The sequence below is a fragment of the Anoxynatronum sibiricum genome (assembly GCF_039414295.1).
GTDB lineage: Bacteria > Bacillota > Clostridia > Peptostreptococcales > Tindalliaceae > Anoxynatronum > Anoxynatronum sibiricum.
The window spans coordinates 1-21,359 of record NZ_JBCITM010000003.1; the positions used below are offsets into that span (position 1 = coordinate 1).

General features: G+C 48.5%; 20 protein-coding genes. 8 read left to right on the plus strand and 12 right to left on the minus strand.

Annotation, left to right across the window (positions count from 1 at the left end; genetic code table 11):
• Positions 1-151 precede the first annotated feature (151 nt).
• A complete protein-coding gene (locus AAIG11_RS03700; RefSeq protein ID WP_343184933.1) occupies positions 152-601 on the minus strand; it encodes a universal stress protein in 450 nt (149 codons plus the stop codon).
• A 133-nt stretch (positions 602-734) separates the two neighbouring features.
• Here AAIG11_RS03700 and AAIG11_RS03705 point away from each other — a divergent pair, with 133 nt between their 5' ends.
• On the plus strand, positions 735-1,340 hold the full coding sequence (locus tag AAIG11_RS03705) for a DUF445 domain-containing protein (RefSeq protein ID WP_343184934.1): 606 nt from the start codon (positions 735-737) through the stop codon (positions 1,338-1,340).
• Positions 1,341-1,383: 43 nt separating this feature from the next.
• Here the strand turns inward: AAIG11_RS03705 and AAIG11_RS03710 are convergent, their stop codons facing one another.
• A complete protein-coding gene (locus AAIG11_RS03710) occupies positions 1,384-2,841 on the minus strand; it encodes a sensor domain-containing diguanylate cyclase (RefSeq protein WP_343184935.1) in 1,458 nt (485 codons plus the stop codon).
• Between the two features lie 419 nt (positions 2,842-3,260).
• Between AAIG11_RS03710 and AAIG11_RS03715 the strand changes: the two genes are divergently transcribed.
• Entirely contained in the window at positions 3,261-4,109 is an 849-nt protein-coding gene (locus AAIG11_RS03715) for a peptidoglycan-binding domain-containing protein (protein ID WP_343184936.1), read from the plus strand.
• 80 nt (positions 4,110-4,189) lie between these two features.
• On the opposite strand, the gene AAIG11_RS03720 is transcribed toward AAIG11_RS03715, so the two are convergent.
• The gene (locus AAIG11_RS03720; RefSeq protein ID WP_343184937.1) at positions 4,190-5,410 is read right to left on the minus strand and encodes a Zn-dependent hydrolase; all 1,221 of its coding nucleotides are present in this window, start codon (positions 5,408-5,410) and stop codon (positions 4,190-4,192) included.
• Positions 5,411-5,782: 372 nt separating this feature from the next.
• Here AAIG11_RS03720 and rnhA point away from each other — a divergent pair, with 372 nt between their 5' ends.
• The 5 genes from rnhA to glk all read left to right on the plus strand — a co-directional run bounded on the left by rnhA (position 5,783) and on the right by glk (position 9,900).
• Complete coding sequence (gene rnhA, locus AAIG11_RS03725; RefSeq protein WP_343184938.1) at positions 5,783-6,250, plus strand: ribonuclease HI; 468 nt, start codon at positions 5,783-5,785, stop codon at positions 6,248-6,250.
• Positions 6,251-6,307: 57 nt separating this feature from the next.
• Positions 6,308-6,853 carry a copper amine oxidase N-terminal domain-containing protein gene (locus AAIG11_RS03730; RefSeq protein WP_343184939.1) on the plus strand — a complete coding sequence of 182 codons (546 nt, stop codon included), beginning with the start codon at positions 6,308-6,310 and terminating at the stop codon, positions 6,851-6,853.
• Between the two features lie 89 nt (positions 6,854-6,942).
• Positions 6,943-7,563: a DUF3841 domain-containing protein gene (locus AAIG11_RS03735; RefSeq protein WP_343184940.1), complete on the plus strand. Its 621-nt coding sequence runs from the start codon at positions 6,943-6,945 to the stop codon at positions 7,561-7,563.
• 138 nt (positions 7,564-7,701) lie between these two features.
• The gene (locus AAIG11_RS03740) at positions 7,702-8,847 is read left to right on the plus strand and encodes a GGDEF domain-containing protein (protein WP_343184941.1); all 1,146 of its coding nucleotides are present in this window, start codon (positions 7,702-7,704) and stop codon (positions 8,845-8,847) included.
• Positions 8,848-8,898: 51 nt separating this feature from the next.
• A complete protein-coding gene (glk, locus tag AAIG11_RS03745; RefSeq protein ID WP_343184942.1) occupies positions 8,899-9,900 on the plus strand; it encodes a glucokinase in 1,002 nt (333 codons plus the stop codon).
• A 97-nt stretch (positions 9,901-9,997) separates the two neighbouring features.
• Here glk and fabG read toward each other — a convergent pair whose 3' ends face one another.
• The 9 genes from fabG to AAIG11_RS03790 form a co-directional block, all read right to left on the minus strand.
• Positions 9,998-10,738: a 3-oxoacyl-ACP reductase FabG gene (gene fabG / locus AAIG11_RS03750; protein ID WP_343184943.1), complete on the minus strand. Its 741-nt coding sequence runs from the start codon at positions 10,736-10,738 to the stop codon at positions 9,998-10,000.
• A 90-nt stretch (positions 10,739-10,828) separates the two neighbouring features.
• Entirely contained in the window at positions 10,829-11,257 is a 429-nt protein-coding gene (locus AAIG11_RS03755; RefSeq protein WP_343184944.1) for a MaoC family dehydratase, read from the minus strand.
• Positions 11,258-11,367: 110 nt separating this feature from the next.
• The gene (locus tag AAIG11_RS03760) at positions 11,368-11,979 is read right to left on the minus strand and encodes a flavodoxin family protein (RefSeq protein ID WP_343184945.1); all 612 of its coding nucleotides are present in this window, start codon (positions 11,977-11,979) and stop codon (positions 11,368-11,370) included.
• Positions 11,980-12,032: 53 nt separating this feature from the next.
• Positions 12,033-13,559 carry a sodium:solute symporter family transporter gene (locus AAIG11_RS03765; protein ID WP_343184946.1) on the minus strand — a complete coding sequence of 509 codons (1,527 nt, stop codon included), beginning with the start codon at positions 13,557-13,559 and terminating at the stop codon, positions 12,033-12,035.
• Positions 13,560-13,571: 12 nt separating this feature from the next.
• Positions 13,572-14,027 carry a hypothetical protein gene (locus tag AAIG11_RS03770; RefSeq protein WP_343184947.1) on the minus strand — a complete coding sequence of 152 codons (456 nt, stop codon included), beginning with the start codon at positions 14,025-14,027 and terminating at the stop codon, positions 13,572-13,574.
• Positions 14,028-14,330: 303 nt separating this feature from the next.
• Positions 14,331-15,761: a sigma-54 interaction domain-containing protein gene (locus AAIG11_RS03775; protein WP_343184948.1), complete on the minus strand. Its 1,431-nt coding sequence runs from the start codon at positions 15,759-15,761 to the stop codon at positions 14,331-14,333.
• An 87-nt stretch (positions 15,762-15,848) separates the two neighbouring features.
• A complete protein-coding gene (locus AAIG11_RS03780; RefSeq protein ID WP_343184949.1) occupies positions 15,849-17,177 on the minus strand; it encodes an acetyl-CoA hydrolase/transferase family protein in 1,329 nt (442 codons plus the stop codon).
• A gap of 102 nt (positions 17,178-17,279) precedes the next feature.
• A complete protein-coding gene (locus AAIG11_RS03785; protein ID WP_343184950.1) occupies positions 17,280-18,311 on the minus strand; it encodes a 3-oxoacyl-ACP synthase in 1,032 nt (343 codons plus the stop codon).
• A gap of 177 nt (positions 18,312-18,488) precedes the next feature.
• Entirely contained in the window at positions 18,489-19,736 is a 1,248-nt protein-coding gene (locus tag AAIG11_RS03790; protein WP_343184951.1) for a DUF401 family protein, read from the minus strand.
• A gap of 232 nt (positions 19,737-19,968) precedes the next feature.
• On the opposite strand from AAIG11_RS03790, the gene AAIG11_RS03795 reads away from it, so the two are divergent.
• Positions 19,969-21,333 carry a Na+/H+ antiporter NhaC family protein gene (locus tag AAIG11_RS03795; protein WP_343184952.1) on the plus strand — a complete coding sequence of 455 codons (1,365 nt, stop codon included), beginning with the start codon at positions 19,969-19,971 and terminating at the stop codon, positions 21,331-21,333.
• Positions 21,334-21,359 lie beyond the last annotated feature (26 nt).

A 21,359-nucleotide genomic window follows, 5' to 3' on the forward strand; every position in this document is an offset into this window, starting at 1 on the left:
GAACATGGTCTCTCTTTGTCATCATTCGAATCACCCCTTATATCTATATTCGACATCAAGGGGCGAATCTCCTTTTTGATTGCAAGAAAAAAAGCCTATTTTCATAGACTTTTTCAACAACCTCAGACCCTCCGAAGTGGAGGGTCTTTGATTATTTAACGACTAATACGCTGGAGCTGGTCTCCTGAATCACCGCGTTACTGACACTGCCCAGCAGCAGCTTTTTAAATCCACCGCCACCGCGGCTCCCCATGATGATCAGATCATAGTTGCCTTCTTCAGCGGTTTGAGAGATGGTATGAGAAGGATGTCCTTCTTTCAACATGGTTTCAGCCTCGATTCCTTTCTCCCGGAAACGCATGGAAGCATGTTCCACAATTTTTTGGCGGTGCGCCACCATTTCTTCATTCATTTTTTCCAGTTTTTTAATTTCTTGTACGTAATACTGTTCATCCGCATATTCAACGACTGTCATGGTCAGTTTTTCATACACATGAAGCACAGCCACGTGATCAATGCGGCAACCGGAGGCAATTTCTACGGCTTTTACCACAGCTTTCATGCTTTCTTTTGAACCGTCTACGCATACCAGAATTCTCATTGTTGTTCGCTCCTTTCGGTCCAGTAAAATTGGTTGTTACATTGATACCCAGAGATGAGCAAATATACCGGGCAAATTGAATGAATTCAGTGAAAGATGTGTTACAATATGATAAAGGTAAGGAGGAGTTTCGATGATGGGATTAAGCTGGCTCTTAATGATGATGGTGGGCGGCCTCATCGGCTGGTTGACCAACCGACTGGCCATCCGATTGCTGTTTAAGCCATACATGCCTGTGGGAACACCCATACCTGGCTTTAATCTTCAGGGGCTCATTCCCCGGCGTAAGGCTGAGCTGGCAAGGAGTGTGGGAGTTCAGATTGAAACAGAACTGCTTTCAATGGAAGATATTCTGCAGGCCTTTGCCCGGCCTGAGCAGAAAGAAGAGTTGAAGCTGTTTCTCCGTCTCTATCTCAACGAGATGATGATGGAGCGGGTGCCCTTTTTTTTGAAAGACGTGATGAAAAAACCGGTGGATCACTTTGTCAGCGATCTGATGAATCGGGAAAGTGACCGTTTGTTGAATGAACTGTTGGAGTACATGATGGAAGAAGGCGCGGCCGGTATAAAGTTGGCCGCCATGGTGGAAGAGAAGATCAATGCTTTCCCCATGGAGCGGCTGGAAGCTATGGTGATGGCAGTCGCCAGCCGGGAACTAAAACAGATCGAGTGGATCGGTGGCTTCCTGGGAATGCTCATCGGACTGATACAGGGAATAATGCTGACATTCATGGGCTGATGATGGTTGATCAGAAAAACGGGTGCTTCAGATGGTGGCAAGGTCAAGGCTGCTTGTTCCCAAAGTCTTTCATAATCGAGAAGATGGCAGGTCGGGCGGCTTTATAGGCATCCTTAAATTCGTACATGCGCAAATCGGCGACGCGTACCATTTCTTGCAGGGTGGTGCCGTCTTTGTCATAAGTGGCAATTCCATAGCTGAAGGAGTTATGGATGGTCGTGTCATCAATAATGATTTCTTCCTGTTCCAGTTCACTGAGAAAATCCAGCATTTTTTGGTGCAGATGAGTTTCGTCAGTATAATAAAAAATGCCCACAAATTCATCGCCGCCATAGCGGGCCATCACATCACTTTTTCGTGTGATTCGTTTTAAACCCGCAGCAAAACGCTTAATCAACTGGTCACCTGCCAAATGTCCCAAGTGGTCATTGACCACCTTCAGGCAGTTCAAGTCAAACAGTACTAAATGGAACATTTCCTGGTACCGTTCAGCCTTATCCAGCACCTGGTTGAAAACTTCCTCAAAAAACGTGCGGTTGTAAATTCCGGTGAGTGAGTCATATTGAGATAAATACCGTTTATCTTCATATAGCAGATAATTGGCAATGGCAATTTCCACATGGTTACGAATGAACTGCATGATTTTCAGGTCATCATCAGAAAACGCCGCTAAACGGGTGGATTCCACATCGACCACTCCGAAAAAGTCGCCTTCAATGAAAATGGGAGCAGTGATGGAAGACTTGATGGTGCGGTCACCGTCATCCTCCAGAGGAATGGTGTAAACATTGTCCAAGGATGAAATATTATCAATTTTGGCAATATAGTTCAGTTTACCGTTGGTGGCCTTGTAAAGGAAAGATTCTTCAATGGGCAGTTGAAAGTGATCAATCAGTTCATTCTTGAAACCCCGGTGAGCCGCCATTTTAAGCAAGTTGCCTTCCCGCAGCATAATAGAACCCACTTCAGCTGCGTCAATGGCCTGAATGGCCTTTTTCAACACCAGATCATAGATGTTGTCCAAACATTCGACACCAATCACCGATTGAGTGATTTCCAGCATGGCTTCTCTCAGATTAATGAGCCGACCAAGTGCCTGCTGGTTCAGCTTTTTCGATGTCACGTCATTCAGTGTTGCGAGGATGCAGGGCTTTCCCTGATAATGAACCAGGGTAAAATGATAATCGAACCAATGGGGTCCCTCAGGGGTTAGCAGGCATACTTCCTTAATCAGGTGATTGGATTTGAGCCCGGCAGATTCCAATGCCTCCGGGTGATCCAGAATATCGACGATGCGCATGAAAAACATTTCCCGCTGATCAGGATGAATGACACGAAGGCTCTGGCGAAAAGTGATTTCATCACCTGAAAAACCCGTGAGCTTTCGAAACAACGAGCTGACATAGAGAGGGTCGCTCAGATTGATCATCACAAAAGGCACTGGCATCAGGCGGTCCAGTGTCATCAAATCTTCGGTGGTCATGGGTTTGAGGGCGTACATGGGCTTCACCTCATTTTCCCTATTATACAACATGATGATGAACGGGTACAGAAAATATGTCGACTATTCTTGCTGTCGGCTGGTTTGAGGTGGAAAAAGGTCTCTGATATTACTTCTCTGCATACCCATTTCTAAAGAAAAATCAACATAAACGGAGCTTTCTCATAAGCGGTTGGTACATATCTATTCGGTGACTCAATCCAGATAATCCGTGAGAGGCTTACAGATGATTGACTATCATCATCTCGATTTTATAAGAAGTGGAGCATATATTTCTTTTTTATAGGGCTGTCTTTCTCTGATTTCAGTCTTTTGAAGGTTCGGTGCTGGTTAAGGGGTTTCTCATGAAGGCCGAAGTATGATACAATAACCCGGAATGTACCGGGATTGGCCGGTAATTACACTTCGGGAGGTTACATATGTCTATGAATCAACAGATTAAGCGGGTGGGAGTTATCACTGTATTGATAATGGCATTATGGTTACCGTTACAGGCAGATGCTTTCACGGAAAATAGCCTTTTGAAAAGAGAAATGTCGGGGCAGGAAGTGCAGGAGTTGCAGCAACATTTGCAAGCATTGGGATTTTTTACAACAGAACCCACGGGATATTTTGGACAGGTGACAGAATCAGCAGTCGCCGCTTTTCAGGAACAGCATGGATTAACATCAGATGGGATCGCTGGAGCCAAGACGCTTTCCATGATCACCACATTCGTTCAGTCGCCGGAGCAAATGGCGGAGGTTGCTGTTACCAGAGGAAGTGGTTCGAGGGTAAATGCCAACAGTCAGACAGAAATCAAGGCGCTTTCCTGGTTTGGTGAGGTGGAGCATCTTTTTGCCAGGGGTGATGTGGCCACGATTGTTGATGTGTGGACAGGGTTGTCGTACCAGGTGAAGCGCACCTATGGCACCAATCACGCCGATGTTGAAACGCTGACAAAAGAAGATACAGCTATCTTTAAGAAAGTGGCAGGCGGTGAATGGAACTGGTCCAGAAGACCGGTGATTGTGGAAGTGCACGGTCTTCGCATTGCAGCTTCCATTGCATCCATGCCCCACGCAGGAAGGGATGACCTTCCGGCGCTGCAGACAGTGAATAACAGAAGCGGCGGCTTTGGCAAAGGAACCAATCTTGACGAAGTGAAAGGGAATAACATGCATGGTCATGTGGACCTTCATTTTGTGGGAAGCAAAGGCCACAGCAGTGGCCGGGTGGATGCCGATCATCAAAAGGCCATTCAGGAAGCATTGAATGCCACTCTCTAAAGATCACAATGATTACCACATAAAACAGCAGCCCCACTCAGGAGAGCAGGGCTGCTGTTTTACGTGGTATGATATTTTGCTTATTTTTTATCAAGGGCCAGAACGGTATTGAGAAGCACATTGCACCCTTTCCAGCATTGCTCCACAGGTGTATGTTCTTTTTCGCAGTGACTGTAGCCGGTATCACTGGGAACAAAGAGCATGGCAGAAGGAACGATGTCGGCAATGAACTGGGCATCATGCCCGGCTCCAGCATACATAACCTTATAGGAATAGCCCAGTTCTTTGACTGTTTCTTCTGCCAAATTCACCAATGCAGGATCAAAATGGACAGTGTTTCGTGCCCACTGTTCCCGGTAGGTAACTGGGCAGCCATGCATTTCTTTTGGCACGGCATGAATCACATCAACCACTTGTTTGATGACCTCGGGATCTTGATGACGCGAATCCAATGTAATACGTACATAGTCGGGGATAACAGTATGCACATTGGGGGCGCCGCTGAATTCACCGGTGGTATAAACCAGCTTGGAGTCCAGCTTGTCCAGTTCGTCATGCAGATACTGGATAACGGCAGTCATGGCATAAAGAGCGTCTTTACGCATGGGCATAGGGATGGTGCCTGCGTGGTTGGCTTGTCCTCTGGTGATGAACTCGTAGTTAACCATTCCCACAACACCGCCGAGTACAGCCACTTCTTTGCCTTCAGCCTCCAGCACTGGTCCCTGCTCGATATGGAGTTCGAAGAAAGCCTTGTAATCATCAGCCTTAAACCGGTTGCTTTGATCACCCTTGTAGCCGCTGGCTTTAAGGGCTTCTTTGAAAGTAACTCCTTCTTTATCCTTGGAAGCCATCATGGTGGCTTCGTCAAATTTGCCGGTGATGATTCCTGAACACATCATGGCTGGTCCAAAACGAGAGCCTTCTTCGTTGGTCCAGGCAATCACCGTGATGGGATGGCGGGTCTTGATGCCTTCTTTCACGATGGTTTCTGCCACCTCAAGGCCTGTGAGGACACCTAAAACACCATCATAATTGCCGCCTTTGATAACGGAGTCCAGGTGAGAACCCATGGCGATGGCCGGCAGATCCTCAGTACCTTTCAGAGTCGCATACATGTTGGCCACGTCGTCGGTTTTGACTTCCATTCCCAGCGCTTCACAACGTCTTTTGAACTCGGCACGGGCCTGTAGCTCTGGCTCTGTGAAGCATAACCGGGTAATGCCACCATTTCCAGTATCACCGAACTGACTAAAAGTTTGAATCTTGTCCTGCAGTCTTTCTTTGCTGCAATTGATCATATAATTCACACTCCTTTGATAGAAAATATGACATGACACAGTTGCTGCCAAACTGCACCTATGTTAATTCTATCACTTTGAACAGAATTGTCAAAAGAAGTAAAGAAATTCTTCGAAAAAGCAGACAGCTTACACAGATATCCGAAGGAAACAAAGAAGATAATACGATTTCACCAAAGTTGTGGCAGGACCCATCAGCACGGACCGGCAGGTGAAATCTTCGTGATTTAATGATATGGTAAAAAAGGGTTTTGAAAAGTAATGTCGAAAATGTATATGGCAAACAATCTGAAACGACCGGTCGAAACAGGCTGATTCATACTGAATCAGAAGTAGTCAGATCCAGCAATTTTGAAAGGCGTGATGGAAACCATGAAAGAAGTGAAGATTTATACAGACGGCGGGGCTCTGGGTAATCCGGGGAAAGGTGGTTATGGGGCCATTCTGGTGCATGGAGACCACAGAAAAGAAATTTCTGGCGGGTTTCGGATGACCACCAACAATCGAATGGAAATGACTGCGTGTATCCAAGCCATTGAACTCCTGAAATATCCCTGTATGATTAAGCTGTACAGTGACTCCAAATACCTGGTGGACGGTGTTTCCAAGGGGTGGGCAAAGCGATGGCAGGCCAACAACTGGAAGCGGAACAAAAGAGATATGGCAGAGAACATTGATTTATGGGAAAAGTTGCTGAAACTCATCGAAAAGCATGAGATTGAGTTTATATGGGTGAAAGGCCACAGTGGTCATCCGGAAAATGAGCGATGTGATGAACTGGTGAAGCAGGCTGCTTCAGCGGAAGACCTGCCTGAGGATGAAGGGTATCAGGAACGGTGAAAAAATGCCAGTCAATTGACACCAGCAAGCAATGATTTAAATAGGAGGCGGCAGACAATGAAGCGACAGCACCAAGATTCTCTAAAGGTAAAAGCGGCACATCAATGTATGAATGGGATGTTTACAGTGGTGATCGTTTTACTGATATTGATGGCAATATCGCTCTTGCAGCCCATATACGCTCAGAATTCACTGACCATTTCGTTGAATGGACAGCCTATTATCTTTGGTGAAACAGCGCCGGTGGTTTGGGAAGGAAGAACACTGGTGCCTTTCAGACGTTTGGCAGAAGCCATTGGTATCGATGTCGACTGGCAGGAAGAGACCCAACGAATCACAGCCACCGCTGACGGGGTCGAACTGGTGATGACGGTGGGGACAAGAATGGCAGTTTTCAATGGAAGTGGGCGGGAAATGAATGCAGCGCCTCAGATCTTAGAGGGGAGAGCCTTTATTCCTCTCAGAGACTTTAGCGAATCCTTCGGAGTACAGGTGGACTATCAGGATGGCCATATTGCCATGACCTATGATCCAATACTTTACTCTGTTAATGGAAAACTATCAGGATTCTATGCGCTGGGGGCTCTTTGGTGCAGTTCCTGATTTTGTTTACCAACAGCTTGAATCTGTGTTTGAACATCAACATCAGTAGCCGAATCAATCAGGCTGAACCAAGAAAGATGGTGAGGAACATGAATCCGAATCGGAATCCCATTTCAGGAAAAGTGACACTGTGGACACGACAAGACATTCGGAGCCTCGAGGAGCTTAGAATGAATGGGGTTATTCGCATCACCCCCCGACATTTGAAGGAGAAATTTGAAGAAATCTCCGACTACATTGCAGCTCTTTACAGCTGGTTTGTTCAGGCGGCAAACCAGCGAGTTCCGAAACCGGCTGACGTGTTGTTTCCTGTCTGGTGCTCAGTCAGCGAGGCAAACATGTTGCGTCCAACTGAAGCAACAGTGGTGTATGTGCTGGAGGTGGATGAATCGGAAGTCATCTACTTTGACAGTGTTAAATGGGATTATGTGCTGAACCACCTTTATATTCCCAAAGATTCTGATGATGCCCAGACTTACCGGGAAGAAATGAGGCGCCGGGGCCACCGTGACGTGTATTCATTTTTTGATCACAAGACGGCACATTTTTATGCCCGGGAACGCACAGAGATTATGAATAGCTGGTCGCGTGTTTTTGAAATCGACCAGTGGGATATTTTCCGGGTGCAGGCGAATCTGTGGGAGATTCGAAAGGAAATGGTGAAATCCATCCTATATCAGCAAAATGCCGATTCAAATGAACACCTGTAAAAACGAACAAAAGTTTGACGTTCAAGACGACACATTTTATAATGGCAATAGATGAGACAGAGTGTTAAATCTTACTTTACCCGGGAAAAGCCATGGCCGGTACATTCAAACGATAGATTTGAGACAGGCGGTTTACCAATGAAAGAAAAGATCAGGGGATTGCCAAACAATAAAAATCTTAACAGCAGACTGGAACAGCGGATTTTTCTCACGCTGCTGATGATCGGCATGTTGTTGACGTTTTTGTCAGGTGCAGCCAATTTGTATTATCGGACACCAGTAGACAGGGTACTGGCACCCTTTGCCATGACGGCTATCATTGGCGGTTTTTTTTGGTATGCGGTCAGTTATGGCCGTTTTAGGGGGCCGATTCTTGCAGCCTCTTTATTTGCCTGTGTCGGACTGGTTCCTTATCTTTGGATGGCTCACGGAGGTCTCTTTGGAGGCTTTCCTTTTTTTGTGCCCTACCTGACGGTGGTGCTAATGGCCATCCACCAGGGGGGCAGGCGCTGGATCTATTTGCTGGTTCTTTTTGCCACGACAGGTTGGATGATTTACCTGGACCTGCTGGGCAGCGAACTGATCAAGCCCATCACCGATCCCCGGGTATTGCTCTATAGCAATCTATATGGCCTGATCGGTTCTGCACTGAGTGTCACCGTGCTATTTTTGATTTTTTCCCGCAGCTATGAAGAGGAACAGCAACGTGTCCTGAAAATGGCTGCTGCGCTTCGGGAAGCCAATCGGGAGCTGGAGTATCTATCGCGTTTTGACACCCTCACAAGCCTTCCCAACCGACGGGATATCACCGAAAAAATGGAATATCAGCTTCGCTTGTCCAATCGAAATCAACAACCCTTTGGATTGTTGATGGTCGATGTGGATCATTTCAAAAAATTCAATGACCATTTTGGCCATCAATGTGGAGACTATGTCTTAAAAGCACTGGCTGAACTGATGCTGAGTTTAAAGCGAGAACAGGATTCTGTTGCCCGGTGGGGAGGAGAAGAGTTTATTCTTCTTCTGCCGGATACGGATTTAAGGGGAACAATGGTGATGGCAGAACGGCTGCGTTCAGCGGTGGAAAACCATTCTTTCAATGATGGCGTTAATCGTCATCAGTTAACCATTACCGTGGGAGCCACGGTCTTTGACCTGCTTTCCGAGCAGATTGATCACACCATTCGAAAAGCTGACACAGCGCTCTATTGGGGAAAAGAACAAGGGCGTAACCGTTGCTATGCTTATACTACCCGCATGATAGAAATGAAAGAACTATTATAAAGATGATGCGGTTATAATTGACTGCGATGAATATCAGGGAGGTGAATAATCATGTTGAATCAATCAGTATTAATGCTGGCAGGGGATGTGGGCGGCACCAAAACCAACCTGGCTGTTTTTGCCAGGGAAGAGGGCTTGCGCAGGCCATTGGCGGAAGCGTCATTTGTTAATCGGGAGTATCCCCATTTCACAGCAGTGATCCGGGATTTTCTGAAAGAACATCCTCTTCCGGTGAAACATGGCGCCATTGGCGTGGCAGGACCCATTGTCAAAGGCCGGGTGGAGGTAACCAACCTTCCCTGGCAGATGGATGCGAAAGAGCTGAGGGAAGCGTTGGACTTTCAATCGATCACTCTCTTGAACGATCTGGTGGCTTTTGCCGGAGCCGTACCCGTTCTTGAAGAAGATGATGTATTAACCCTCAACGCCGGTGCGGCAGAACCAACAGGTGCCATGGCAGTGATTGCTCCGGGAACCGGCCTGGGAGAAGCTTATCTTACCTGGGCTGCGGGAGAATATCACGCGCATCCTTCGGAAGGCGGTCATACAGACTTTGCGCCCCGCGATGAAAAAGAAATGGCCCTGCTTCGCTTCTTACAGCAGCAGTACGACCATGTCAGCTATGAACGGATCTGTGCAGGAATCGGACTTCCCAATGTGTATCGTTTTGCGGCACAAGCCGCAGGATTGTCTTCAGATGATGACGTTTGGAAAGAAGTAATTGCAGCAACAGATGCCACTCCAGTGATTATCAGGGAAGGGATGAAAGAAGACGGTTGCCCTGTTTGCCGGGAAGCCTTGCGTCTTTTTGTCAGTATTCTGGGAGCTGAGGCGGGTAACCTGGCACTGAAAGTGCTGGCCACCGGCGGTGTTTACATTGGCGGCGGAATTCCGCCTCGTATCTTGTCTTTACTGAAGGAACCAGGGTTTCTGAAAAATTTCCAGGAGAAGGGACGGTTTACAGACGCCATGAAAAAAATGCCTCTTCATGTAATTCTAAACCCGAGAGTAGCCTTGATGGGAGCAGCTCGGTCTGGTTGGCAACAAATATAGAGACAAGGGGAGTTTCTCTTGTCTCTAATCAGTTCAACAACTTCCATAGCAAGGGTATTGACAATGCTGCGCGAGAGGAGTCATCGTGCTTCAGAGGTTACAAGACGACACCGCCGTCAACACTGAGAACAGTACCGGTGATAAATCCGGCCTCTTCTGATGCCAGAAAAACATAGGCATTGGCAACGTCTTCGGGTTTTCCCAAGCGTTTCAGGGGAGATTTATCTTTCATCATATCCAGTACATTTTCCGGCATTTTGGCCACCATGGGCGTGGCAATAAATCCAGGGGCCACAGCATTCACCCGAATGCCACTTTTGCCCAGTTCTTTTGCCCAGGTTTTCGTCATGCCGATGACACCCCATTTGGTGGCGGCATAATTGGTTTGGCCAAAGTTGCCGAAAAGCCCCACCACTGAAGAAGCATTGAGGATGACGCCATCCTGCTGTTCCAGCATGGCAGGCAGTACGGCCTGAGTGCAGTTGAAGACGCCTTTCAGATTGATGTCAATTACCTGATCAAAGGCTTCTTCAGACATTTTTTTCAACTGTGCGTCGGCGGTGATGCCGGCATTATTCACCAGCACATCAATGCGGCCCCACTGATGTGTTACATCTGCTACCATGCGGGCAATGGAGTCCCGGTCCACCACATCCACCTCGTAAGCCAGGAGTTCTCCGCCGGCCTCTTTCACAAGTGCCATTGTCTCCTCAAGCCAGTCCAGCTTCAGGTCGCATAATACCAGGCGGGCATTTCTTTTGGCAAAAGCAACAGCGGTAGCCTGGCCGATCCCTCTGGCGGCTCCGGTGACGATGACTGTTTGGTTGGTTCGATTCATATAAATCCCTCCGTTAATAAGTCGTGATTCAGCCACCGGCGGTGATAACACGATGAATCAGCCGGCCGGTGGCCAATGGGTATCGTATGTTTATGAGGGTGATGCCACTGGCGGCATCACTGTAGCAGTTCCTTCAATGACTACCTGATCATCCTGATTGGTCCAGGTGGTTTTCAATACAACTCGGTTTTTGTCCGGAACCATATCAATGACCTCTGCCTCGACCCGAATGGTATCGCCGAATTTGACGGGGCGGGTGAATTTAATCTCCTGACCAAGGTAGATGGTGCCTGGTCCCGGGAGGTGCATCCCCAGAACGCAGGAGATCAGAGAGACAGAGACCAGCCCGTGGGCGATGCGTTCGCCAAAACGGGACTTTGCGGCAGCCACCCGGCTCATGTGAACAGGATTCATATCACCGCTGAGCCCTGCAAAGAGAGACACATCAGTTTCAGTAATGGTTTTTTCGAAGGAAGCCCGGTCACCCAGACTGATTTGATCAATGGTTTTTCCCTGCATGAAGCCACCTCCTCCTTGATAATGGTTATGTTATCGGAAATATCATGCGCAAAAAAGCTGTGGATAAAGCGTTTTAGCGGGTTTGTTTAGTGGCAGACGTTTCAGGTCGGCTACTGGTGGATTTTTGTCAGCAGAAAGTGCAAATTGTCGGATAGATGTTTCATGATAGACGCGCCTTCAGTATCTTCATCGGCATTCATTTTTCCGGAAGTACCGGCAGTTCCAACGGTCCAGTAATTGGAACCCACTAAAATCAGATCGTTCACACCGGCCCAGAGTGCCAGCTGAGACCAGGCAAATGTTTGCCCTGTTTTTCGGGCCACTGTGATGGGTGCAAAAAGTTTTCGGGAAAAAATCATTTGACCCCAGTTGTATTTCTTGTCAGTGGTGTTCAACTCATTTTTCATCCACCGGGCAGAAAAACCGGCCCGATCCAACACCGCTTTCAATCGAGGGGTGATGGAACCGTTGTATACCGGCGAACCGGCAACGATACAATCGGCTTCAATCATTTCCTGAAAAACAGCCTGAAAATCATCCTGCACCACGCAAGCTTTGTTCTCAATACACTGATAGCAACCGGTGCACTGTTCGATCTTTTTATCTTTCAATAGAATCAGTGATGTCTCATGACCCTGTGCCTTCAGATGACCCAGCACCTGAGTCAGGTAGAATTCTGTGTTACCGTTGCGGGGACTTCCGCAAAGGGCAATGACCTTCATGGAGCAACACCTTGCTTTCGGTTGGAATGGTGAAAATTGGCAGTATACGTTGTTTAGAGATCGATGACAGCATCTACCCGGGGATCCAGGTTTTCATTGGCGGATCCTTTGGTGAAGAGAGAAACGACAACCGTCACCACGATGGCTGCTGTAATGACGTTGACATACCAGGGAAGACCGCCGGGCCATCTGAAACCGCGGTTATTAAGAATCAGAGAGACGATGTTCAGCGAAAGTGCGACTGCCAAACCGGAGAAGACGCCCTGAGAGCTGGCACCTTTCCAGGTGAGGCCCAGAATGAAGACGGGGAAAGTGGCGGACATCAGGGTTCCCCATCCAAAAGTACCCAGAATGGCAACGGCTTCGCCGCTGGCCAGTGCGAAGAAGATGGCGCAGATACCGATGACAAACGTCGTGATGCGGGAAATCCTGATCTGGTTATCGGCGGTCAGGTTGACGCCAAAAGCAGAAGGCAGATCCCGGGAAATAATATTGGAAGAAAGGGTGAGGAACATGCTGGCCGTGGACATGGAAGCTGCCAGGATGGCTGCGTATACAAACATTTGAGAAAAACCGCCCACATAGTCGGCAACAGCAAAGATGGCGGTATCGTTATTGGCAAGAGGCGCTACCAGGCCGCTGCCTACCAGATAAAGAGCACCATACCCCATGGTGAGGGCGAACAGACCAATAACGAAATGTCCCAGGCCTGCATAGGCGGCCAGTTTAGGCATGTCTCGGGGGTCTTTTAGTGCGTAGATGCGTGTCAGCACCTGGGGCTGCCCCATGGTTCCCAGAATGGGAATAAACATCCAGGTCATGGCAATGGAACCGGGCAGTACCCCCCAGGCATCCATCATTTTGGGCGAGAAGGCTTTTGCCAGCTCTTGACCTTCAACAGTGGCGGCTACTTCACCCGCGGTGGAAACAACCTGTACTACATTGGCAAATCCGCCAGTCATGATCAGAAAAGAAAAAACCATGATAAGGCCGGCTACGATCATCACCAGCCCCTGAAATGCCTGTGTCAAAATACCACCCACTTCACCGCTGAGGGCGGTGTAAGCTGTGAGAATGCCGAAAATAATGAACCCGGCCACATAAGGGTTTAATCCCAGCAGGTGGGCAAAAAGGGTGGAAGAAGCACTGATTTGAGAAGCCAGATAAGCAATGGCACCCAGAAACAGGATGACAGAAAGGAGTGCTTTAATTCCCCGGTGCCGGTCGAAGCGAATATCAGAAATATCTCCCAGGCTGGCAATGGGGTAGATTTCAGCCATGGCCCGAATTTTTTTACCGATGGCGATGTATGCCATGGCAAAGGCACAGGAAGAAAGCATCCATAAATTCATGGTATTGCCTGTGCCATAAATCAAACCGGGTACCCCAACAACTGCAAAGGCACTGGCGACAGCAGACACAGTGGAAAGACCAACGGTAACAGGGCCAAAAAGGGCAGTGCCGCCGAAGAATGACTGGGGATCAATGGCTTTTTTCTTGGCAGCCCAGCCAATGATAAAGGAAATGACGATCATACCGACTGAAAAAAACAAAATGGAATAGCGGGCAGTATTTGTCATGTGATTCACTCCTTACGCGTTGGGATGGTCCTGGTTAAGTGCTTCAATTTTGGCTTTAAAAGCATTCCAGGAATCTTCAGAGAGCCATTCAGATGCATAGAGAATAAGACCTGCCGTTAACGTCAGCATTCCGCCAATCCAGTAGGCGATGACAATCGCTCCAAAAGACGGATGAAACCCTAAAATGGTAAAGGAAGGCATGACTCCCATAAAAGCCTGGGAGTAGTATTCGGCGATGTAGAAACCGGCCAGCCACAAAACAGCCCAGGACACCAGGGGATAAAGCAACATCTTCTTGCTGAGTTTCCCATTCTGGGCAGCTCCCATGAGCATATGTAACAACATCAGCACCACGCCCAGGCATAAACCGAAAAACCAGTAGCCAAACCATCCACTGAGGGTGATGATCACCCAGCAGGCGGTGATCAACAACACCAGCATTGTCTTGTGATCTTTCATATCAATCATGACATTGACCTCCTTCATCTTGTCTTGATAAATCAAACAACCGCTGCGACCCTCCTTCTGCCTGTCGGCCTTTTGAGCGCGAGCCATGGTCATCACGCTTCTGGAGGTTATTATTGCAAATAGCATGCCAGTTGGAAAACGTTTTGAAAACGCTTTTTTTCAACGCTTTTCCTTTGGAAAGAAGGTGCGATTTGTAACAGGAATGCGACAGTGCGCTAAATTGTTACGGAAAGACGGAACATTCCGGGAATGAAAAAATCCAACCCGAAGGAGTTGGATTTTTGAAGAATCACAGTAGCCTGATTAACGGTCGTGAGCCTTCAATTTGCGATACAATGTCATTCGGTCGATTCCCAGCAGATCGGCTGCCTTTGATTTATTGTTGTCGCAAATTTCAAGAGTATCTTCAATGATTTTGACTTCAATGCGTTTGATGATCTCTGCCAGCGAGTTGTGGGGTTGACCACCCAGCATCTCAGCCGTGTCATTGGAAGCGGCAAAACCACCCAGAATTTCCTGGAGGATTTCATCTGGAATGAGTTCTTTTCCGATGATTTCATCTTCGGCAATGACAATAATGCGGCAAACAATGTTTTCCAGTTCCCGGATATTGCCTGGCCAGGGATATCGACTGAGAAGCTGGATGACTTCAGCGTTGAATTTTCGATAAATGCCGGTCTTTTGATAGAAGAGGGAGCTGAAGTGTTCGATGAGCAATTCGATGTCTTCAGCCCGCTCTCGCAGGGCCGGAATGTTCAGGTTCAGCACATTCAGCCGGTAATACAAGTCTGAACGGAATTCCTGGGTTTTGATTTTATCATGTAAATTGCGGTTGGTGGCTGAAATCACCCGCACATTGATGGACTTGACTTCATTGCCGCCAATACGTTCCACCTGATTTTCCTGCAACACCCGCAACAGCTTGGACTGCATGCTCAGGGGCAGATCGCCGATTTCGTCTAAAAACAGGGTGCCATGGTTTGCCAGTTCAAATTTTCCCAATTTTCCTTTTCTGCTGGCGCCGGTAAATGCACCGGCTTCATAGCCGAATAGTTCTGATTCCAGCAGGGTTTCGGGGATGGCAGCACAGTTGATGCTGACAAAGGGTTTGTTGCGCCGATCGCTGTGGTGATGAATTGACTGGGCAAAAAGCTCTTTGCCTACGCCGCTTTCACCGGTGATGAGCACCGGCAGGTCGGTGGCGGCAAAAGAACGGGCCCTGTCTTTAAAGTGTTTAATCAGCGGAGACTGGGTGATGATATGATCAAAATGATATTTGGCACCGGAGGCGTTTCGCTGGTCGGTGTTGTCGTCCCAGTCAGGGCGAATGGACTGAATGATGGATTCCCGGATTCGTTTGGCGTTTTCATGGCTTTCAAGGCCTTCGATCACCACCATACCGGCAGCGCCAATCACTTGTTCGCCGTCAAAAATGGGGATGCGGTCCACCACCGCCACTTTGCCGGTGGCGAAGTGATGGGGGATGCCCACCTCAGGAATACCGGTTTTCAGCACGATGGGCAGACGGGTGGTGTGGTCGAACTCCAGCAGCGGCCGGCCCAGTGCGTTCTTAAAATCCGGGGCACCGTAAAAGCTGAGAAAAGCCTGGTTCATCACCACCACAATGCCGTTTTCATCCACAATGTTAATGGGAAGGGGCAGTTCGTCGAATAATGATTTGGGTATGTGCTGGAAAAGCTTTTCCAGATGTTTGTCAGCCTGTTCATTGAACATTGTTTCACCTCATTAAGCATCCTGTCGCCCTTTGCTGCACGGTTATCTTCTTTATTATCTTACCATATTCCTCGCCGGTTGCTAAGTCTAAAGAAAATTCATTTTTTTAGCCTCGGCAGTCAGTTCCTCCCTGAAATCCGGGTGGGCAATCTCAATTAACTGACGGGTACGGGAATCGATGGACTCTCCCCGCAGGGAAGCCACCCCATATTCTGTCACCACGTAGTCCACATCGTTACGGGAAAGGGAAACAACAGCGCCGGGCTTGAGGGTGGGCACAATTTTTGAGATGTTTTTCTTTTCACCATCGGCACCGGTGATTTGAGCGGTGGAATAAAGAGCAATGAAGGATTTGCCGCCGGGTGATTTCTGAGCGCCGATGGCCGTGTCTGCCTGCCCACCGGTACCGGAAAACTGCTGATAACCCAGGGATTCAGAGCAGCACTGGCCACCAAAATCGACTTCAATCGTGGTGTTGATGGAGATCATTTGATGATTTTGGGCAATGATGGAGGGGTCGTTGGTCCAGCAGCCCTGTTCAAAGAGCACACTGGGATTATCATCAAGAAAATCATACAGTTTTTGAGAGCCCAGGGCGAAGGTGCAGACAGACTGATCCCGGTGGAGGGTTTTCATGCTGTTGGTAACGGCACCTTTTTCGATGAGATCAACCATGCCGTCGGTGAACATTTCGGTGTGAATACCCAGGTTTTGACGCACTTCCAGTGCTTTGGCAACGGCATTGGGAATGCCGCCGATGCCCAGCTGAATGGTGGAACCGTCTTCAATACGTTCGGCAATGAGGGCGCCAATGCGTTCATCATAAGAATTAATGCCATTCACCGGCAGGCAGGGGACGGGTCTGTCGGTTTCCACCAGGGCATCCACTTGGGAAACATGAATCTGATTGTCACCAAAAGTGCGGGGAAATTGACTGCTGACTTCCACAATCACCAGCGCTTTTCCTGACTGAATCAGCTGTTTCTCATAGGTGTTGCCAATGGAAAGACTCAGGTACCCGTGGCGATCCATGGGGGCGCAGGTGGTTAACAGTACCGGTCGGCGGTTGGCAGTGGCAGTGAGGCGTTTATCCATGGCCCGGTGTAAATGATTGGGCTGAAAAGTGATATGGGGCTGGTGGTTGTTTTTGCGCATCACCGGCGTATAAAACCAGGAAGAGACGGTGAATGTTTGGCTGTATTTGGGATTTACAAGAAACTCGTAGGCTCCCATGGGCAGGGTGTTGGTAAGAAGCAGGTCGCTGACTTTTTGATCACTGAGTTCATGCAGTGATTCCAGCAGGGTCATGGGTTCGCTGGCGGCCAGTCCGCAAACAAGATGATCGCCGTTGGCAATAAGCTGCAAGCATTCGGCAACGGTTTTTTTTCTCTTGTTGTACATTTCCAGAATTGACATGATGCATCCCTCCGATTTTCATTTTCATTATTTCTTTTAAGGGTATGTTCCGGCGGCTGTCAGACATACATAGCTGCCTGGAGCTGAAGTGACACTGGTTTTTTATTCGGCGGTTTTACCCCACCGTACCAGCGTGCAGGCAAAGGCATAACCGGTACCGGCCCCCAGCAGTGCGCAGAGGCTGCCATCCTTCACCAGGCCTTGTTCAATCCCCAGCTGGAGGCAGAGGGTCTGGTCCACATGACCGCAGTGTCCGTGATCGCTGAGATAAACAGACTGAGATTCTGACAGTCCCAAATCGGCAATGATGGCTTTATGGGCTTTGGGATTGATGTGGGTGATTCCGATGAAATCGATGGCGTCGGTGGTGAATCCGGATTTTTCGACGGCTTGCCTCACTGCGCCGGTGAAGGCAGGAAGAGAACGTTCTCCCAACAGGGTTTTCATTCCTTCGGGATCAGGGAGGTGAATCTTATTGGCTTTCCGCAGGGCTTCCGGATCAGCGGCGATGGTTTCATCGATGGGGTGAAGGGAGCCGCCCCATTTACCGATGACCTGGTCGCAGAAAACATGGTCAGTGATAATGGCGGTTTCCAGTATTTCATTTTCAAAATGGTTTTTCCGCAGCAGAATAGCACAGCCTGCAGGTGACATGTCAAACATAAAAGATTGATTTTTGTCAGTGTAATCGATGAGGTAAGCATTGGTGTTTCCGCCGGCAATGAGCACCTGGTTGAGATTCGGGTCGCTGCGCATCATGTCTTTTGCCACCTTCAGGGCCAGCGGTGTACCGGCGCATCGGAATCCCAGATCCCAGGCATAAGCATTATCAGCACCCAGTTCATTCTGAATTTTAATGGCTGCAGTCCAGCACACGTACTCACAGTAGGTTTCGCCTGAAAAAAGAATCATGTCCAGATCCAGGGGATCTACTCGGTTTCGTTCCAGCAGTTTTTGGGCACTTTTGACGGCCATCATGGCGGCGTGGTCTTCTGGACCACCCACATGCTTTTCGCTGATGCCCATTTTGGTACGCAGAATTTCCGCCGGGATGTTGACCAGGGGGGATAATTCTTCTGCGGTGATCTTTTGATCCGGTAAATAGTTTTCATAATCCACAATGCCAATCTTCATGGGAATCCTCCTTTAAAAAGAATATGACCATAGGCATTGCAAGGCTTGTGCCAGAAAAATCACATACCAAAAAACCCTGTAACGGGAGACGTTACAGGGTTTTTTGAATCGTAATGGCAATGAGAGCTTCATGAAGGATGAGGGACGGGGGTGCGACATGTCACAATTATGTTACAGTCACCACGATCGTACCAGGGTTAGCAGGGAAAGGGTGGTCACCATGAGGATCAGCACGGTGGCCGGTGCATAGAGCCGGTATTCCCGGTAGAGCTGACCGGTGGTTACCTTCATCATTTTTAACGTAAAGGTCTGACAAAGGTGCAACGGAGAGAAATAGTACCCTAAAAAGGCGCTGATCAGCAGAAAATAAGCAAATATGTGGAGCTGCACCATGGTCATATCTGTGCTGATGCGTATGAGCATGGGCAGCGTCACTGCCAGGGGTGCATTGATGTTTCCGGTGATGAACCCAAAAAACAGGGAGGTGGCCATGAAAACCCCCATTACTGAGAGCGAACTGTTGCTGGCGGCAAAAATGGCATCAAAGAGCATCAACAGATCGCCCATTTGGAGAATGATATCTTTCATCAACAGTACGGCAACAATAATTAAGACGGTATCCCAGCTGGCAGATTCCCGGAGCACCTGAAAAAATCGATGACGGTTGGATTGGAGATACACAATGCCAATACTGACCAGCATAGTCATATAGAAGGGGAGTCCCGTGGCGGCGTTAATCAGCACAGGTACGTAAATAGGGGCAGTGTCCAGAAACAAATGACGTAAATGAAGGGCCCGGTGAACAGTGAGATGATCCTTTGAAGCGGGTTCCGGTTGAATGTTTTTCAGATAAAGAAAGTAAGCCACCGTCAGTGCCAGCAACAGAAAAATCAGGGTAAGAAGCAGCACCCAGTAAATATTGATATGGGGAAGGGATGACCGAATCAAAAGAATGGTGGATGAAAAGGGGAAAAGAATCATGGCCACATGACGGAAGACCAGATTTACAGCGGCTCGCCGTGCCGGTGCCAGACCGGCATCTGCACCGATTTCATCCACAAAGGGGGCCGACAGAATTGCGCCGCCGGGAATAATCAGTGTACCGATAAGGCTGGGAATAATGACCAGTACCGTCTTCTTGCTGCTGACAAGGGCAAGAATGGATGTCACAATTCGATCCAGAACACCGTAATGTTTCATAGTACCGCCCACCACGCTGACCAGCAAAACAGTCAAAATCGTATCCCGGGAAGGGGCGTGGGTAAACAGACCAGCAACAACCTGACCAACGGCAGGCATGCCAATGCAGGAGAGTACTGCCAGAATGCCGGTGGTAACGGCGATGGTGTAGCTTAGTTTAACTTTAAAGCGAAGCAGAACTGGAATGCAGAGAAAAGCAGCAAGCGTTGCTATGAGCTGGTTCATGGGAGTCTCCTTCGGAAAATGAGGGGATGTTGAATATCATGTCCATTATACTACAGATAAAAAAATTTCCAATGGGATTGAAAAAAGAAAAGGGATCGGTTACAATAATTCAATAGTTACCAGAAAGAAAGCAATATTCTAAAAAATGAGACAAGAAGGTGATGAGACAGCTTTACCGTTTGCACATATCCACAGCAGCAGCCAATTCAAAACACATTAAAGGAGGCAATCTATGGACAACATGGGCTTTATTTCCGTCATTCCCGCCATCTTTCTTATCGCTTACATCTTTTACACGAAGCGTATTCTGGAAGCACTGACACTGGCTTGTCTCATGGGATTCTTCATTGGTCATCGGGGTGGGTTTTTTACGGCCTTCATCGATGGGTTGCTGGATGTCAGCATGGATTATGACATGATCTGGCTCTGGGTCGTGTGCGGCCTCATGGGCAGTATTATTGCTCTCATTGAAAAAGCCGGCGGCTCCTTTGCCTTTGGCGAATGGGTCTCAAAGCGGGCCAAAACCCGAAAAAGCACCCTGATCTGGACCTGGATTCTGGGGATTGGCATTTTTATTGATGATTATCTCAACTCACTGACAGTGGGTTCCTGCATGGCACCCAACACAGATCGCCATAAGGTTTCTCGGGAAATGCTGGCCTATGTGGTGGACTCCACCGCGGCTCCCATTTGCGTGCTGATTCCCATCTCCACCTGGGCTGTTTTTGCGGCAGCACTTCTAGAGGCCAATGGTTTCGCCCCCCGGGGAGAAGGCATGTTGTACTTTATCCGTACCATCCCCTATAATTTCTATGCCTGGATTGCGGTCATCATTGTGCCGCTGGTGATCATCGGTGTAGTTCCTCTTGTTGGCCCCATGAAAAGAGCAGAGCAGCGGGCGCAGGAAACCGGCGTGCTGGCGCCTCCCGGATCAGAAAAAATTGATATTAAAGCAGGCGAAATCGTTGAAACCCCTGAAAATCCTAAAATCTACAATTTCTTTTTACCCATGATTTTTCTGGTGGCGGCCACCATTTACTTTGAAGTGGATATGATGATGGGCGTTATTACCACCGTGGCCTTCATGTACGTGCTTTACATTCCTCAAAAAATTATGACCGCCGATGAATTTTGGGATTTGTCCATCAAAGGCATCAAAAATATGATCTATCCCCTGATGCTCATGGTATTGGCATTCCTTTTTGCGGAAGCCAATGAGCAGATCGGCTTCACCTCCTTCATCATCGAGTCGGCCACGCCCCTCATGACGCCCCATTTACTGCCGCTGGTGGTGTTCATTGTGCTCACCATCACCGAGTTCATTACCGGCACCAACTGGGGCATGTACATCATCGCCCTGCCCATTGTGATTCCTCTGGCACTGAGTGTGGGTGCCAATCCCTTTATAGCCATCGGTGCGGTTCTTTCAGCCGGCGTTTTCGGCAGTCATATCTGCTTTTATTCCGACGCCACCATCCTCACCTCGGCGGCCTGCGGCTGCGATAACTTCCAGCATGCCCTCAGCCAGATGTATTATGGATTTATGGCAGCAGGATTATCTGCTGTGGCTTTTCTGGTGGCCGGATTCATTTTCTAATCACCCTTCAGGCCCTTTGTCCTCAA

Excerpts from the sequence above, each read along its gene's own strand:
- AAIG11_RS03700 (WP_343184933.1), bottom strand. The coding sequence starts at position 601 with ATGAGAATTCTGGTATGCGTAGACGGTTCAAAAGAAAGCATGAAAGCT.
- AAIG11_RS03705 (WP_343184934.1), top strand. The coding sequence starts at position 735 with ATGATGGGATTAAGCTGGCTCTTAATGATGATGGTGGGCGGCCTCATC.
- AAIG11_RS03710 (WP_343184935.1), bottom strand. The coding sequence starts at position 2,841 with ATGTACGCCCTCAAACCCATGACCACCGAAGATTTGATGACACTGGAC.
- AAIG11_RS03715 (WP_343184936.1), top strand. The coding sequence starts at position 3,261 with ATGTCTATGAATCAACAGATTAAGCGGGTGGGAGTTATCACTGTATTG.
- AAIG11_RS03720 (WP_343184937.1), bottom strand. The coding sequence starts at position 5,410 with ATGATCAATTGCAGCAAAGAAAGACTGCAGGACAAGATTCAAACTTTT.
- rnhA (WP_343184938.1), top strand. The coding sequence starts at position 5,783 with ATGAAAGAAGTGAAGATTTATACAGACGGCGGGGCTCTGGGTAATCCG.
- AAIG11_RS03730 (WP_343184939.1), top strand. The coding sequence starts at position 6,308 with ATGAAGCGACAGCACCAAGATTCTCTAAAGGTAAAAGCGGCACATCAA.
- AAIG11_RS03735 (WP_343184940.1), top strand. The coding sequence starts at position 6,943 with ATGAATCCGAATCGGAATCCCATTTCAGGAAAAGTGACACTGTGGACA.
- AAIG11_RS03740 (WP_343184941.1), top strand. The coding sequence starts at position 7,702 with ATGAAAGAAAAGATCAGGGGATTGCCAAACAATAAAAATCTTAACAGC.
- glk (WP_343184942.1), top strand. The coding sequence starts at position 8,899 with ATGTTGAATCAATCAGTATTAATGCTGGCAGGGGATGTGGGCGGCACC.
- fabG (WP_343184943.1), bottom strand. The coding sequence starts at position 10,738 with ATGAATCGAACCAACCAAACAGTCATCGTCACCGGAGCCGCCAGAGGG.
- AAIG11_RS03755 (WP_343184944.1), bottom strand. The coding sequence starts at position 11,257 with ATGCAGGGAAAAACCATTGATCAAATCAGTCTGGGTGACCGGGCTTCC.
- AAIG11_RS03760 (WP_343184945.1), bottom strand. The coding sequence starts at position 11,979 with ATGAAGGTCATTGCCCTTTGCGGAAGTCCCCGCAACGGTAACACAGAA.
- AAIG11_RS03765 (WP_343184946.1), bottom strand. The coding sequence starts at position 13,559 with ATGACAAATACTGCCCGCTATTCCATTTTGTTTTTTTCAGTCGGTATG.
- AAIG11_RS03770 (WP_343184947.1), bottom strand. The coding sequence starts at position 14,027 with ATGATTGATATGAAAGATCACAAGACAATGCTGGTGTTGTTGATCACC.
- AAIG11_RS03775 (WP_343184948.1), bottom strand. The coding sequence starts at position 15,761 with ATGTTCAATGAACAGGCTGACAAACATCTGGAAAAGCTTTTCCAGCAC.
- AAIG11_RS03780 (WP_343184949.1), bottom strand. The coding sequence starts at position 17,177 with ATGTCAATTCTGGAAATGTACAACAAGAGAAAAAAAACCGTTGCCGAA.
- AAIG11_RS03785 (WP_343184950.1), bottom strand. The coding sequence starts at position 18,311 with ATGAAGATTGGCATTGTGGATTATGAAAACTATTTACCGGATCAAAAG.
- AAIG11_RS03790 (WP_343184951.1), bottom strand. The coding sequence starts at position 19,736 with ATGAACCAGCTCATAGCAACGCTTGCTGCTTTTCTCTGCATTCCAGTT.
- AAIG11_RS03795 (WP_343184952.1), top strand. The coding sequence starts at position 19,969 with ATGGACAACATGGGCTTTATTTCCGTCATTCCCGCCATCTTTCTTATC.